The following is a 14,942-nucleotide window of genomic DNA, read 5'->3' as shown; positions in this document are numbered from 1 at the left end:
AAGCGGGGCGGACAAAGACTTAAAAGTAGACCACCCTGCAAACCCGCTTAAAATACAGAATCAATACGGAGAGAAAAGTGAAAGGGGATCTGATATGAGAAAGGTACAGAGACTCAAGACGAATACGAAGAAGCCGGGAAGCGGGTATGATGGGAAGCGGAAGGATGAGAGGCAGGGACCAGGAACGGAAATCCATAGAGATCCGAAGATGAGCTATGTGGGGCCGGATCCAAAGCGTCCGCTGTCTCAGGATCCCAACGAGATGCAGGATCTTGGGAATGGGCCCGGGGTAAAGAAGTGAGACAAAGAAAGGGGTGGAGGGCGCGAGCTCTCCTCTTTTGAGTAGAAAGGAGAAAGATATGATCGCAAATAGCGGGCACGATGAAAGAGGAAAGTACAGCGGAGGGCGCGCAGGAGATCAGACCGGAAGGGAATGGGCCGTGATCCCGTGGTATTCCCGCCCATGGGATACGGTCCTTCGGCATCCGGGCGTGAAGGTTAGGCTTATGATTGTCTATCTTGCGAAGAGCGCCGCAAGAAATGACTTGATCGGCTATAATCAGGCGAAGCGGACGACATTCTGGCGGGAGCTCTCCCGGTCTGGATATGATCCCCTTCGGATCACAACTCCGTGTGATGCCGATTGCTCCGCAGGAGTGGCGGCAATCGTAAAGGCAGCAGGGTATCGTCTGGGAGATCAGGCGCTTCAGGCGGTGAGCCCAGACATGTATACCGGCAATGAGACGGAGACGCTCAGACGGGCCGGATTTATCGTGCTGAAGGATCCGAAGTATCTTACCTCAGATCGGAGCCTTCTTCCTGGGGATGTCCTGCTCTGCACTGGGCATCACACAGCAATCAATCTGGATCGCGGAGTGATGGCACAGGATCCCGCCCCGACAGATAATCCGATGCCTCCTGCAGCGAAGCCGGACTATGAGAAACTGGGGTGGATCCACGATGATACCGGATGGTGGTATGCCTACGGGCATCGTAAAGGAGAGTATCACATTAACAATGCGGTCCGGATCGAGGGGAAACTTTACTTCTTCGACGTCTTCGGCTACTGTGTGAAAGATCCAGTGATTAAGACTGATGACAGCGGAGCTCTCGTATCGATTTCCGGAGAGCGGGTGCGGTGATTTCGTGTTGCATTTCGTGTTGCATTTCGTGTTGCATCATGCACCGCCAAAGCGCATTTTTCATCCGCTGAAGCGATATTTTCATCATATCCGAACATGAAAAAAGCAAGGAAAGGAGCCATTTCCGGCGGATTTCCTTGCTTTTTTATGGATGGACCTGACGGGAGTCGAACCCGTGTCCGAAAACAAATTCCCTTTCCTTCTACTATCATAGTACGCTTTTGTGATTCCCCGCCGCAGAAGGATGCGCACGTCCTGCTGCGGCCGGTATCCCCGGATACGCCCATGAGCGAGGGGAAGCGCCCATGTCGTTTCTCACATAAATGAGGTCAGATTCTCAGACTATGAGTGGACTGAGGCTGGCCGGCGGCCCTTAGGCTGCCAGTGCGTAACTGTTGTCGTTAGCGTTTAAATTTAATTTGAAGTTTAACGCAACTGTCTTTCGGATAGCTTCTAAAGCTGCATTGTCCCCGTCGAAACCGGTACAAGCCCATAGAGATACAGAGTGAAGACATGTGGCCTATGGATAAGCTTCTGCCTGAAGCTCTGTTAAACGCATTCTACACTTTTTTTAAATATTTGTAAAGCCGCAAAATATATTGCGGAGGCAGCGGTATAAGCTGCGAAGATAATAAGGCAGCGATCGAATCTCACGGACAGCAGCGAGAAATGGATGTGTAAAATGTCCTGTGTTCCGATAAAGCACGGGAATCCGGAGGTGGAATTTCACGGAGCGCATTTAAAAAGATCGAGGAAGAAGGAAGAGACGCCGGGAGAGCTTCATAAAGAATCAAAAAAGCGGCGTTTTTGCATTTACTGTAATGCAGATACGCCGCTGTACAGGCCGAACGGGAAAGCTTGGAACCGGGCTGTAGACCGGGGGAGGGATGGAGCAGCGCTCCCCCAGGGAAACACTGACTCAATCAGAAAAATTTCGTGCCAACGGGCCTGATGCCGAAAAAACGTGCGGAACGCCGGCGCTTAATGAACACGAGTGTAAAAAGGTGTAAATTTAGTACCGCTGCGTGGAGCCCCGAACGAGAGTGTCCTTTGAGGCACAAGGCATGGCGCATGAGTCATGAATAAATCAGTATTTCCCTAGATCTCTGTGCTCCCCTCCCAGGTTCCGACCTCCCGCTTCGCGGATTTTTCGTCGAACCAGTGGGTGGTCACGGTCTTTGCCCTCGTGTAGAAGCGGACACCGTCCTTTCCGAGCACATGCAGATCCCCGAAGAAGGAGTCCTTATTTCCGGAGAAAGGGAAGTAGGCGGTCGGAACGGGGATGCCCACATTGATTCCCACCATGCCTCCGTCGGTATCCATGACGAATCTTCTGGAATAGTAGCCGCTCTGTGTGAAAATGGCGGAACCGTTTGCAAAGGGGTTTCGATTCATGATCTTGATGCCCTCTTCATAGTCCCGAACCCGTTTGATGCAGGTGACCGGCCCGAAGATTTCGCAGTCTCCGACTGACATTTCCGCTGTGACATGATCGAGAATGGTAGGACCGACGAAGAAGCCGTTTTCATAGCCGGGGACCTTGAAATCTCTTCCGTCCAGAACCAGCTTGGCTCCCTCATCGATTCCCTTCTGAATCCAGTCACAGACACTCTTTTGATGCGCGGCGGAGACGACAGGCCCAAGCCTGGTATCCTCCTCATAGGCGCAGCCGACCTTCATGGCCTGGGCCTTCTCCTTCAGGAGCGAGACAAAGCGGTCTGCGATGGATTCCTGGACACAGATCACGGGGAGAGCCATGCAGCGCATTCCGGCGCAGCCATAGGTGGAATTGATAATGGCATTTGTGGCACTCTCGAGATCGGCGTCCTCGAGAAGGAGGGCGTGGTTTTTCGCTTCGGTCTGAGCCTGAACTCTCTTTCCGTGCTCTGCGGCGATGGAGTAGATTTTCTTTCCGACGCCGGTGGTCCCGACAAAGGTCACGGCCTTGATGCGCGGGTCCGTGAGGAAGATCTCGGCCTCCTGTCTGCCGCAGGTCACGAGATTGACGACGCCCTTCGGAAATCCCGCCTCCTCATAGAAAAGCTCCAGGATGCGGATGGAGGTGAGGGGAGTCTGACTGTTCGCTTTCAGTACTACAGTATTTCCGGTGGCGATGGCGAGAGGGACCATCCAGCCCCAGGGGATCATGGCCGGGAAATTCATCGGCACGATTCCGGCTACGACGCCGAGCGGGAAGCGGTAGCTTGTGCTGTCATAGCCTGTCGTCACATTCATGGAGGCGTCGCCCTGAATGAGGGCCGGGAGGCTGCAGGCAAGCTCTGTCGGCTCAATGGCCTTCTGCACGTCGCCGCGGGCCTCTCCTATGGTTTTTCCGAGCTCTTTTGCGCAGAGCAGGGAGAGCTCCTCCTTATGCCGGACCAGGACATCCCTCCAGGTAAACATATACTGCTGGCGTTTTGAGATGGAGAGGGAGCTCCAGGCCGGAAAGGCGCGGTCCGCAGACTCGATGGCCGCCTCTGCCTCCTCTTTCGTACAGCACGGCGCCTCGGCGATCAGCTCTCCGGTGCTGGAGTCGGTGATCGGCATATAACGTTCCGCCTTGGATTCCAGCCATTCCCCGTCGATGCAGTACTTTAATCGTTTTACTTCTCCCATAGCACAGATCTCCTTATGAAACAGAGCCTTTGACCGCGAGAAGGCGGCCATGGATATAAGTGTATAAGCCCCTGCCCGGCGGGTAAATGCGAAGCAGCCTTGCCTGCACAGGCGCGCGTGGGACTTATCCATATTTGTGATGCCGGAAATTCCGGAATGAGTATTTATTGGGTATAATATTATCATAAAATGGTCATATGTCAATATTTTTCAAGTAAAATAGCAAAATAAGAGCACAATTTAACAATAAAAGAATAAAAAAATGAGCAAATCAAGAGCCTTGTTCCGGAAATTAACTTGAGTTTTCCGAAAGGAAAATTATAATGATAGAAAGAGCAGGAGAAAAGGAAGCCTATGAGAACGCCGTCAAGGCTTGGACTTCACTACGAGGAGGGACTTTGCGGCATGTCTTCGGACGTTTTCCCGAGGAATGGAGATCGGACGGCGGAAAGGATGGAACAAAGAGGAGATGAGAGAGAAGCGGCTGGATGCGATAGAGCAATATATCTTTGAGAAGAAGAATGCAAGTCTGGATCTTCTCTGTCAGGAGTTCCAGGTTTCCAAGAATACGATACGGAGGGATCTGGAGGAGCTTAGCCGCCGGGGCAATATCCAAAAGGTATATGGAGGGGTTAAGCTCGCGGGAGACGCGGCGGGGAGGGTGGAGCTCTCCGCCTTCGATGAAAGAACGATCTCGCACAGGGAGGAAAAGGATCTGATCTGCAAGAAGGCGGCCGCCCTCGTGAAGGAGGGGGATACGATATTTATTGATACGGGGACGAGCTGCACGAATCTTGTGAAATATATCGGAAAGATCCCCTGCAGCATCGTCAGCAACAGTCTCAGGGTGGCATGCAATGCGCAGCCCTACGAGAAGCTTCAGCTTATCATGCTGCCGGGGACGCTTCGGAGAGAGACCATGTCCTTTGTGGGGATTGAGACGGTGGAGCGGCTCCGGATCTATAATATTGACAAGGCCTTCATGGCGGCGACCGGCCTCTCTTTGGACCGCGGTCTGACGAATGCCTCGGTCTACGAGTATAATATCAAGAAGGAGGTAATTTCCAGAAGCCGGAAGAGATTTCTGATGGCGGATCACAGTAAGTTCGGAAAGACGGCGCTCTACACCTTCTGCGATTTCGAAAATCTGGACGCCGTAATCACGGATATGCCCCCGGCGGCGGAGTATCGGGATTACTTCCGAAGTCAGAATATAGAGCTTTTGTCATAGGACTTCCCCCCACATTCGTGAAGGCACGGAGTGGGGGATTTTTTGCGTTCAGATCCATAATATACCCAATAAATACAAATATAATACAAATATATACCCATAACTTGCTTGACAAAAAGGGGTATTCCAGATAATATTAACGTAAATCAGAGTTGGTCGGGCGAAAATAGAGGTAAAAATAACCATGCCATTGGTGAAAATGAGTAAGTTGCTTTTGCGTGCTCGGAGGGATGGAAGAGGCTGTGCATCCTTCAGTGTCTACAGCATGGAATCTCTGATCGGCGTGATGAGGGCGGCGGAGGAGAGCGGGACGGCTCTCATTCTGCAGCTTGCGGAGGCGAGATTCGGGACGGCGCCCCTGGAGCTGATGGGTCCCATGATGATCGCGGCGGCGAAGAATTCCAAGCTTGAGATCGCGGTTCATCTGGACCATGGGACCAGCTTTTCCGCAATTCAGAGAGCCTTGGAGCTGGGCTTTCGCTCTGTGATGTATGATGGGTCCCTCCTTCCCTTCGAGGAAAACGTGGAGGGGAGCCGGAGAGCGGTGGAGATGGCGAGGGGCTTTGATGCCGATGTGGAGGCGGAGCTTGGGCTGATCGGAAAGGGAGAAGGAGGGGGGGAGGACCACGGGATTCTCTATACAAGGGCGGATGATGCGGAGGAATTCGTAAGGAGGACCGGCGTAGATGCCCTGGCAATCGCGATCGGGAATAAGCACGGGAACTATACCGGGGAGCCGAAGCTCCGCTTTGATATCCTCCGGGAGATCCACAGAAGAATTCCGGATGAGCTTTTGGTACTGCACGGCGGGAGCGGGATCTCCGATGCGGATTTTCAGCGTTCGATCAAGGAGGGAATCACAAAGATCAATATCGCAACGGCGATTGCGGATGCCGTGGTGCGGGCCTCCGGAGACTATCTCTCTTCGGTAAAGCGCGATGGAAGGGCGGATTTCTACCGGATGAGCGGAAGGATCGCGGAGGAGGTGCGCGAGGTGGCGGAGCATCATATCCGGGTCTTCAATGGGGAAGAGCTTTGAATAGGGGAGGTTCTGGCATGGGATATCTTGATTTCGAGAGAGACAGGGAGCTGGATATCATTTTTCTCGGGCGCATCGCCGTCGATTTCAATCCGGCGTACAGCGAGAAGGTGAAGGAGGACTTCAAGCCTCTCAGAGAGGTGCATTATTTTGAGATGTTTGTGGGAGGCTCTCCAGCAAATTCCGCCTGCGGTGTCCGGAGGCACGGCTTGAAGGCGGGCTTTTTCGCAAGGATCTCGGAGGATCAGCTCGGAGATTTCGTGCTTCACTTCTTTCAGGAGAGAGGGATTGATGTCAGTCATATCCGGCGCTGCAAAAACGGGGAGAATATAGGGCTTACCTTTACGGAGATGCTTTCCTCCAGGGAGAGCAGGATTTTAATGTACCGGAACCGGGCGGCGGACCTGCAGCTGGATGTCTCCGATATCGACGAGGACTATCTGAAAAAGGCAAAGGCGATCCTGATCTCCGGCACGGCTCTTTCGGAGAGCCCCTCCCGGGAGGCCGCATTAAAGGCGGTGATGCTCGCCAGGAGGAATCGGGTGAAGGTCTTCTTTGATATCGATTACAGGGCCTATAACTGGAAGAATAAGGATGAGATCTCCATCTATTATGCTGCGGTCGCAAAGGAGGCGGATCTCATCATCGGCTCCCGGGAGGAGTTTGACCTCACAGAGCGCCTGATCCGGGAGGGGATGACGGACCGCGAGAGCGCCGCGTACTGGATGAGGCATAATGCGAAAATTGTCGTCATAAAGCATGGCATGGAGGGCTCCAGCGCCTACACGGACGATGGGGAAAGCTACAGTGTAAAGCCGTTCCCGGTGGAAGCGAGGAAGGGCTTTGGCGGAGGTGACGGCTACAATGCGGCATTTCTCTCCTCCCTGTTCAAGGGAAGGGAGATCATGGACTGCCTGGAATACGGCTCCGCCGAGGCAGCGATGATGGTGAGGAGCAATAACTGTTCCCTCGACCTTCCGGATGAGGAGGAGCTGGAGCGCTTCATGAAAGAAGAAAAGGCAGTCTATGGGGAGAGGATCGCGAGGGGGGAGGACAATGGATAAGACGATTCGCATGACAGTGGCGCAGGCCATCGTAAAGTTCCTGGACCAGCAGTACATCCTGATGGACGGAGCAGAGAATAAATTCGTCGAGGGCTTCTTTACGATTTTCGGACACGGGATCGCGGTGGGACTGGGGGAGGCGCTGGACAGCGATCCGGGCTCTCTTCGCGTGATGCAGGGGCGGAATGAGCAGGGGATGTGTCATGCGGCGATCGCCTTCGCAAAGCAGAGCAACAGAAAGAGGATCATCGCCTGTACCTCCTCCATCGGACCGGGGGCTGCCAATATGCTTCCGGCCTGTGCGACTGCCACAGTGAACAATATCCCCCTTCTCGTCTTCCCGGCCGACAGCTTCGCGAGCCGCCGTCCGGATCCGGTACTGCAGCAGCTGGAGCAGCCGTCCAGCCTCGCCCTTACGACAAATGATGCCTTCCGGCCTCTGTGCCGGTACTGGGATCGGATCACCCGCCCGGAGATGATCATGACGGCGCTGATCCAGGCGATGCGTGTCCTGACGGATCCGGCGGATACCGGGGCCTGCGCGATCTCCCTCTGCCAGGATGTCGAGGGAGAGGCCTATGATTTTCCGGAGTATTTCTTCCGGAAAAGAGTGCATCGCATTACTAGGCCTGTCGCCGCGGAGGAGGAGCTTACGGATATCGCGGAGGCGATCTCCGCATCGAAAAGGCCGATCCTGATCGTGGGCGGGGGTGTGAAATATTCCGAGGCCGGGGAGACGGTGGAGAATTTCTGCCGCGAATTCGGAATCCCCTTCGGGGAGACGCAGGCGGGAAAGAGCGCGTGCCGATCCTCGGATGAGAACTGCCTCGGAGGAATCGGCGTGACGGGTACCCTTTCGGCGAATCGGATCGCGGCGGAGGCGGACTGCGTCATCGCGGTGGGAAGCCGCCTGTCCGATTTCACGACCGCATCCAAGTGGCTCTTCGGGAGACGGGATATCCGCATCGTGACGATCAACAACAGCCGCTTTCACGCCTGCAAGATGGACGCCGTAAAGGCAGTCGGGGACGCGAAGCGGACCTTGCTTTCGCTCTCGGAAAGGCTGAGAGAGAGGGGCTATCACAGCTCCTATACGACAGAGATCCGGGAGGCTAAGGAGGAGTGGAGCAGGGAGATGGAGAGACTCTCTGAGATCCATTATACCGGATCCGATTTTGAACCGATGATACGGGAGAGAGATCCCCGCACGATTCCGGAGTTCTTGGAAAAGACAGGAGGGCAGATCACGCAGACCGCGGCGATAGCGGCGCTCAGAAAGTGCATGCCGGAGGACGGCATCGTCATCACGGCGGGGGGATCTCTCCCAAGCTGCATGCAGAGGATGTGGACGACGGACAAGCGCGGAGCCTATCACGCGGAGTACGGCTACTCCTGCATGGGCTACGAGGTCGCCGCGACACTCGGCGTCAAAATGGCGGAGCCGGACTGCGAGGTCTACTGCGTGGTGGGAGACGGGAGCTTCCAGATGCTTCACAGTGAGATCATGACGATACAGCAGGAGAAGAGGAAGGTCAATATCCTGATCTTTGATAACTGCGGCTTCGGCTGCATCAATAATCTGGAGATGACGAGGGGGATCGGAAGCCTCGCGACGGAGTTTCGCTACAGCGGCGGGAGAAAGCCGGACGGAGAGCTGATCCTCGTGGACTATAAGAAGATCGGCGAAGGCTATGGACTAAAGAGCTACTGCTGCCGGACGATCCCGGAGCTTACGGCGGCGCTGGAGGATGCGAAGAAGGAGAGCGGGAGCTGCCTTTTCGATTTAAAGGTCCTTCCGAAGACCATGACGGACGGCTATGAGGCCTGGTGGGATACCGGGCTGGCCGAGGTCTCGGAAAAGGAGAGCGTCAGGAAGGCCTATCGGGAACTTTCGCGCTGTCGGGAAGAGGCGAGAAAATACTAGGGAAGGGAGCTCATCTATGAAAAAGGTCTTTGGATATCCGGAATTTGACGAAAACGGAGAGCAGCTTCTCACAAGCTATGACAATGAGTATGCGGATATGCTGATGGACATCCGCGTCTACCGGATGAAGGAGGGATCGAAGAGAGAATTCCACAGGGAGGGAGAGGAGACGGCAATTCTCCTTCTCTCCGGGAAGATCCGCTATCTCTGGGAGGGGAGGGAGGAGACCGCATCGAGGAAGGACGTTTTCAGCGAGGGACCCTATGCCCTGCATGTGCCCGGAGGGACGCCGGTCTGCGTCCGGGCCGAAACACAGGCAGAGATCCTGGTGCAGTGCACGAAGAATGAAGCGAAATTTCCGTCTCATCTCTACCGCCCGGAGGAGGCACCCTGGAAGTACAGCTGCGTGGGAAAATTCGGAAATACAGCGAAGCGGCGGGTGAATACGATTTTCGACCATGAGATCTCCCCAAAGTCCAATATGGTACTGGGGGAGGTCCTGAATGATCCGGGGAACTGGTCCGGATATCTTCCGCACCGACACGCGCAGCCGGAGACCTATTATTTTAAGTTTGACAGGCCGGAAGGCTTCGGGGCGAGCTTTGTCGGGGACCGGGTTTTTAAGAGCGTGGACGGAAGCTTTTCTGCGATCCCGGGGGGCGAGCTCCATCCGCAGGCGGCCGCGCCGGGCTTTCAGATGTATACCTGCTGGATGATCCGGCATCTGGACGGAAGGCCCTGGCTTCAGACAGACCGCTGTGAGGACGAAAGATATACCTGGCTCCACGATGCGAAGTTTTAGACATATGTCTCCGGTCGGATTATGCGGGTGACGGCCATGCCGGAGACTTCAGCGCCGCTGCGGATCCTGAGCAGACTGTCTGCCGTCCCGGCATTTTGCGATTTGATCTTTCGGGGTGCCCACGCATCGCTGTACAGGAGAGCCGGGGCGAGACCGAGACCGACCTGCTGTGGGCGCTCAGATGCCGGAGAAGGCGGCAGCAGGTCTCTTCGAGGAGACAGAAAGGATAGGAGGAGGAAGAGAGGATATGCTGGACAAGAATAAGATTTCACTGGGAATCGCGCCGATCGGCTGGACGAATGATGATATGCCGGATCTTGGGAAGGAAAACAGCTTTGAGCAGACCGTGAGCGAGATGGCCCTCGCGGGCTTTCAGGGGACGGAGGTGGGGAGTCATTATCCGAGCGACCCGATCGTTCTGAAAAAGGCGCTGGATCTCAGAGGGCTTCGGATCTGCAACCGCTGGTTTTCTTCCTTTCTGATCAGCAGACCGTATGAGGAGACGGAGGCCGCCTTCCTCCGGGAGCTTTCCTTCCTAAAGGCGGTCGGTGCGGAGAGAATCGGCGTATCGGAGCAAAGCTACAGCACTCAGGGCATACTGGATCAGCCCATACTGGAGGGAAAGCATGTCATGAGCGAGGAGGAGTGGGAGAGGCTCGTCACGGGCTTAAACAGGCTCGGGAAGCTCGCGGAGGAGAGGGGCATGAAGCTCTGCTATCACCACCATATGGGAACGGTGGTGCAGACGGAGGAGGAGATCGACCGCTTTATGGACAGCGTGGATCCGGAGCTTGTATTTCTTCTCTTCGACAGCGGACACTGCTCCTTTGCCGGGATCGATCCGGAGAAGGTCCTGAAAAAATATATCCGAAGGACCCGGCACATCCATTTAAAGGATCTCAGGAAAAAGGTCGCAGAAAGAGCCGCGAGGGAGAGATGGAGCTTCTTAAAGGGCGTGAGAGAGGGCTGCTTTACGGTGCCCGGGGACGGGGATGTCGATTTCGCTCCGCTCTTTCAGATCATAGAGGAATCCGGCTATGAGGGCTGGGTGCTCGTGGAGGCGGAGCAGGATCCCGCAAGGGCGAATCCGCTGGAGTACGCGATCAAGGCGAGAAAGTATATTGCGGAGCATACGGGACTGTAAGAGGATCGGGGCAGAAAAGAAAGTGCAGATATCGTCTATGAAAGGAAAAGGGAGGAATAGGATGAAGGATAAGCTGAAGATCGGGCTTCTCGGACTAGGGAGGATCGGGAAGCTGCATGCCGCGAATGTTCAGAATGCGATCCCGGATGCGGAGATCACGCTTGCGGCGGATCCCTTTCTGAATGAGGAAATGGAGCTTTTTGCGAAGGGAATCGGCATTCCGAGATGCACGAAAAATACAGAGGAGATTTTCTCGGATCCGGAGATTGACGCCGTATTCATCTGCTCTTCGACGGATACGCACGCGGATTTCATCGTTAAAGCGGCGGAGGCGGGGAAGCAGATCTTCTGTGAGAAGCCGATTCACACGGATATTTCGAAGATCAAGGAGGCGCTTTCTGCCGTGGAAAAGGCGGGGGTCAGGCTTCAGCTCGGCTTTGTGAGAAGATTTGACAAAAGTCATAAGAAGGTCCGGGATATCGTCGCCTCCGGGAGGCTTGGAAAGCCCTGTGTAATCAAGGTCTGCTCCAGAGATCCGGAGGCCCCTCCGATGTCCTATGTGGAGGTCTCCGGAGGAATCTTTTTGGATATGATGATCCATGACTTCGATATGGCGCGTTACCTGGCCGGGAGCGATATCGAAGAGGTCTCCGCGTTTGGAGCCTGCCTGATCAATCCGGACTTCTCAAAGTACAAGGATGTGGACACTGCGGTCGTGACGCTGAAGTTCGAAAATGGCGCGATCGGAGTGATCGATAATTGCAGACAGGCGCCCTATGGCTACGACCAAAGAGTGGAGGTGCACTGCGAGAAGGGCTGCGTGCAGGATAAAAATCACCTGGAGGATGAGGCCTTCATCAGCTCCTCCGCCGGAGTGGAGTCCGCGAAGCCGACCTGGTTCTTCCTGGAGCGATATAATGATGCCTTCATCGAGGAGCTCAGGGCCTTCATCCGGGCTGTCCGGGAGGGAGGGGAGATTCCGGTCGGAGGCCGGGACGGGCTTGAGTCCGTGAGAGTCGCAATAGCAGCGGGAAGGTCTCTCTCAGAGGGGAGAGCCGTGAAGCTGTCGGAGATAGAGGCATAGCGAAAGAGGAAGAAGATCGGCTTTCCCGGGAGAACGGCGTTTTCACCGGGACAAAGGGGGAAAAGCGATCCGCATTTCCCGGAGGGGAGGCCAGCGGAAGGTCCGGGAGGACAGAAAGGAAGAGAGATGTTTAGGAGAGGACTTTGTGTGATAGCGGCGGCGGTGCTTCTTCTGGGCTCTGCCGCAGCCTGCGACAAGGACAGCGGCGCGGAGAAGGCGGGAACGAGCGGGACAGAGGCAAAGGCCGGGACAGAGGCCATGACGGAGGAGAAGAAGGACGAGAGCTCTGTCGGACAGAGCGCGGAGAAGGCGGAGGGGAAGAGCCGGGAGGGAGAGGATCCTCTTGCCGGAGCGGACCTTTCCGGAAGCTACAAGATCGACGTGATTCTTAAGACGACCTCCTCGGAGTACTGGAGCTATGTCGTCGCGGGGGCCAAGGCCTTCGAAAAGGAACACAGCAATATAAAGGTCGATGTCAAGGGCGCAAGCTCCGAGACGGCCTATGACGAGCAGCAGAATATCATCGAGACCGACTTGAACGCCGGGACTTACGACGGCTATGTGATCGCGCCTCTCCAGGCGGATCTTGTGAAGACATTGATCTCGGGACAGAAGAAGCCCATCCTCGCGGTGGATACCAATATCGACGCGCCGGAGGTGCTGTCCTTTGTCGGAACCTCCAACAAGACGGCGGCGGAGGAGGGCGGAAAGGCAGCTGTCGAGGCCGCGAAGAAGGCCGGATGGGAAAAGATCGAGGCGATCTCCATCTCCGGCGTGCAGGGAGACGGCACCGCGACAGACCGCTTAAAGGGCTACCAGGCGGGGATCGAGTCCGCGGGAGGCACCTTCCTGGAGGCGGAGATTCAATACGCGGATGCAGTGGCGGATAAGGCTGTCACCTCCATGGAGGCGATCATGCAGAACCACCCGGAGGGGGTCGCGATCATCTGCTGCAACAATGATGACATGGCCATCGCCGCTGCGAGAGCGGCCAAGGGGAATGAGGCCTATAAGAATACGGTATTCATGGGCTTTGATGGAATCAAGTCCGCCTGCGACGCAATCCTTGAGGGAAGCGAGACGATGTCCGTGGCGCAGGAGGCCTATGAGATGGGATATAAGTCTGTGGCCGCCGCAGTGGCGAATCTGAACGGGAAGGAGCTCCCGAAGTTCATCAACTCCGGGTATCCATCATCACCGCGGACAATGCGAAGGAGAGGCTGGATTCTCTGAATTCCTACCTCGGAAACTAAGCGGCATCCGGATCTGCCCGGCGAGGGAAAAGGACGAATCGCCGGGCGATGTGGCGGAGGACAGACGAAACAGAGGGATCGGCGGCAAAAGGGAGCGCGGCCTCAGCTTTGCCGCCGGAGAGGGAGCGATACGGAAGGGTGAGTGCCGATGAGTGAATATATCGTGGAATTAAGAGATGTGAGGAAGAGCTTTCCCGGTGTAGTCGCACTGGATGCCATGAAGCTCGGCGTAAAGCCGGGGGAGATTCTCGGGCTGATCGGCGAAAACGGAGCGGGAAAATCCACCCTGATCAAGGTGCTCACCGGCGTTCACCGCCCTGACAGCGGAAAAATCATCGTGGACGGGAGGGAGAGGGTATTCCGGAATCCGGAGCAGGCGATCGAGGCGGGGATAGCCTGTGTCTACCAGGAGCTCAATATCGAGAAGCTTCTGAGCGTCACAGACAATATCTTCATCAATAAGTGGATCCGAAAGGGAGCCCTTTTGGACTATGCCGCCATGCACAAAAAGGCCTCGGAGCTTTTAAAGGGCCTGGGACTGGATGTCGATGTGCATAAAGCGGCGGGGCTCTACGGCATGGGCGTGCAGCAGATGATAGAGGTCTCCAAGGCCCTCTTGACAGATGCAAAGTGCATCATCATGGATGAGCCCACCTCCTCCCTCTCGGAGAAGGAGGTAGAACAGCTCCTGAAAATCTGCAGGGGACTTCGGGAGAGGGGGATCGGAATCCTCTTTGTCTCCCATAAGCTGGAGGAGCTCTTCCTCCTCTGTGACCGCGTCACCGTGATCCGGGACGGAAAATATGTGGATACCAGGGAGACCAAGGACTGGGACAACGATGCTCTCATAAAGGCCATGGTGGGGCGTTCTCTGGACAACCAGTTTCCAAAGGAGTACGGGAAAAGAAGCGAAAAGCCGATGCTCGAGGTCCGGAATCTAAGCCGAAGCGGCGTCCTCCACGACATCTCCTTTCGCGCCTACGGCGGGGAGGTGCTCGGATTTTCCGGGCTCGTGGGGGCCGGCCGGACCGAGACCATGAGAGCGATATTCGGCGCGGACCCCATCGACAGCGGAGAGATCCTCGTGAAGGGGAAGAAGGTAAAGATCCGCTCCCCCAGGGATGCGATCCGGGAGAAGATCGCGTTTTTGACGGAGGACCGGAAGGGACAGGGGCTGGTTCTCGCGGAGAGCATCCAGAATAATCTGATCCTCGCGAATCTCAGGGGCTTCTCCAGAGGGCTCTTTCTGAACAAAAATAAGATCCGCACGCAGGGAGAAAAGAGGATGTCGGAGCTCAGCATCAAGGCGACAGGGCAGGAGGAAAGGGTCAGTCAGCTCTCCGGAGGGAATCAGCAAAAGGTCGTGATCGGGAAGTGGATCAACACGGATGCGGACATCTATATCTTTGACGAGGCGACCCGCGGCATCGATGTCGGGGCGAAGGTGGAGGTCTATCAGGTCATCAATCAGCTGGTAAAAGAGGGGAAATGCGTCATCATGGTTTCCTCGGAGATGCCGGAAATCCTAGGAATGAGCGACCGGGTGATCGTGATGAGAGAGGGAAGAATCACCGGGGAGATGGGACGGGAAACCGATGCCTTTAATCAGGAAGATGTGATGAAGGCGGCGTGGGAGGTATAAG

At 55.6% G+C, this 14,942-nt stretch carries 12 protein-coding genes and 1 other RNA gene; 11 read left to right on the top strand and 2 right to left on the bottom strand.

The window, feature by feature from the left end:
* Positions 1–94: 94 nt before the first annotated feature.
* Together GCWU000341_RS13600 and GCWU000341_RS09315 are read left to right on the top strand one after the other, a co-directional pair.
* Positions 95–301, top strand: coding sequence for a hypothetical protein (locus GCWU000341_RS13600; RefSeq protein ID WP_155812767.1), 207 nt, complete (start codon positions 95–97; stop codon positions 299–301).
* A gap of 58 nt (positions 302–359) precedes the next feature.
* The gene (locus GCWU000341_RS09315) at positions 360–1,142 is read left to right on the top strand and encodes a hypothetical protein (protein WP_050761975.1); all 783 of its coding nucleotides are present in this window, start codon (positions 360–362) and stop codon (positions 1,140–1,142) included.
* Between the two features lie 149 nt (positions 1,143–1,291).
* Here GCWU000341_RS09315 and ssrA read toward each other — a convergent pair.
* Positions 1,292–1,634: a transfer-messenger RNA gene (ssrA, locus tag GCWU000341_RS13200) on the bottom strand.
* A gap of 606 nt (positions 1,635–2,240) precedes the next feature.
* Positions 2,241–3,758, bottom strand: a complete 1,518-nt coding sequence (locus GCWU000341_RS09305; RefSeq protein WP_040653957.1) for a CoA-acylating methylmalonate-semialdehyde dehydrogenase — start codon at positions 3,756–3,758, stop codon at positions 2,241–2,243.
* A 469-nt stretch (positions 3,759–4,227) separates the two neighbouring features.
* Here GCWU000341_RS09305 and GCWU000341_RS09300 point away from each other — a divergent pair, with 469 nt between their 5' ends.
* The 9 genes from GCWU000341_RS09300 (at position 4,228) to GCWU000341_RS09260 (ending at position 14,941) form a co-directional block, all read left to right on the top strand.
* The gene (locus GCWU000341_RS09300; RefSeq protein WP_040654126.1) at positions 4,228–4,989 is read left to right on the top strand and encodes a DeoR/GlpR family DNA-binding transcription regulator; all 762 of its coding nucleotides are present in this window, start codon (positions 4,228–4,230) and stop codon (positions 4,987–4,989) included.
* A 184-nt stretch (positions 4,990–5,173) separates the two neighbouring features.
* Entirely contained in the window at positions 5,174–6,028 is an 855-nt protein-coding gene (locus GCWU000341_RS09295) for a class II fructose-bisphosphate aldolase (protein ID WP_040653956.1), read from the top strand.
* A 17-nt stretch (positions 6,029–6,045) separates the two neighbouring features.
* Positions 6,046–7,092, top strand: coding sequence for a 5-dehydro-2-deoxygluconokinase (gene iolC, locus GCWU000341_RS09290; RefSeq protein WP_009215713.1), 1,047 nt, complete (start codon positions 6,046–6,048; stop codon positions 7,090–7,092).
* Positions 7,085–9,016, top strand: coding sequence for a 3D-(3,5/4)-trihydroxycyclohexane-1,2-dione acylhydrolase (decyclizing) (gene iolD / locus GCWU000341_RS09285; protein WP_009215712.1), 1,932 nt, complete (start codon positions 7,085–7,087; stop codon positions 9,014–9,016). The genes iolC and iolD overlap by 8 nt, the downstream gene beginning before the upstream one ends.
* Before the next feature lie 16 nt (positions 9,017–9,032).
* Positions 9,033–9,818, top strand: coding sequence for a 5-deoxy-glucuronate isomerase (locus tag GCWU000341_RS09280; RefSeq protein WP_009215711.1), 786 nt, complete (start codon positions 9,033–9,035; stop codon positions 9,816–9,818).
* Between the two features lie 247 nt (positions 9,819–10,065).
* Positions 10,066–10,962 carry a myo-inosose-2 dehydratase gene (iolE, locus tag GCWU000341_RS09275; protein WP_040654124.1) on the top strand — a complete coding sequence of 299 codons (897 nt, stop codon included), beginning with the start codon at positions 10,066–10,068 and terminating at the stop codon, positions 10,960–10,962.
* 61 nt (positions 10,963–11,023) lie between these two features.
* The gene (gene iolG / locus GCWU000341_RS09270) at positions 11,024–12,046 is read left to right on the top strand and encodes an inositol 2-dehydrogenase (RefSeq protein ID WP_040653955.1); all 1,023 of its coding nucleotides are present in this window, start codon (positions 11,024–11,026) and stop codon (positions 12,044–12,046) included.
* Between the two features lie 126 nt (positions 12,047–12,172).
* Positions 12,173–13,279 (top strand): sugar ABC transporter substrate-binding protein, encoded by a 1,107-nt coding sequence (locus GCWU000341_RS09265; protein ID WP_009215708.1) that lies wholly within the window; start codon positions 12,173–12,175, stop codon positions 13,277–13,279.
* A 168-nt stretch (positions 13,280–13,447) separates the two neighbouring features.
* On the top strand, positions 13,448–14,941 hold the full coding sequence (locus GCWU000341_RS09260; RefSeq protein ID WP_009215707.1) for a sugar ABC transporter ATP-binding protein: 1,494 nt from the start codon (positions 13,448–13,450) through the stop codon (positions 14,939–14,941).
* Position 14,942: the final 1 nt, after the last annotated feature.

Source organism: Oribacterium sp. oral taxon 078 str. F0262 (genome assembly GCF_000160135.1).
Lineage (GTDB): Bacteria > Bacillota > Clostridia > Lachnospirales > Lachnospiraceae > Oribacterium.
Note: the sequence above shows the minus strand (reverse complement) of the source record. Positions and strands in the feature narration are given on the sequence as shown.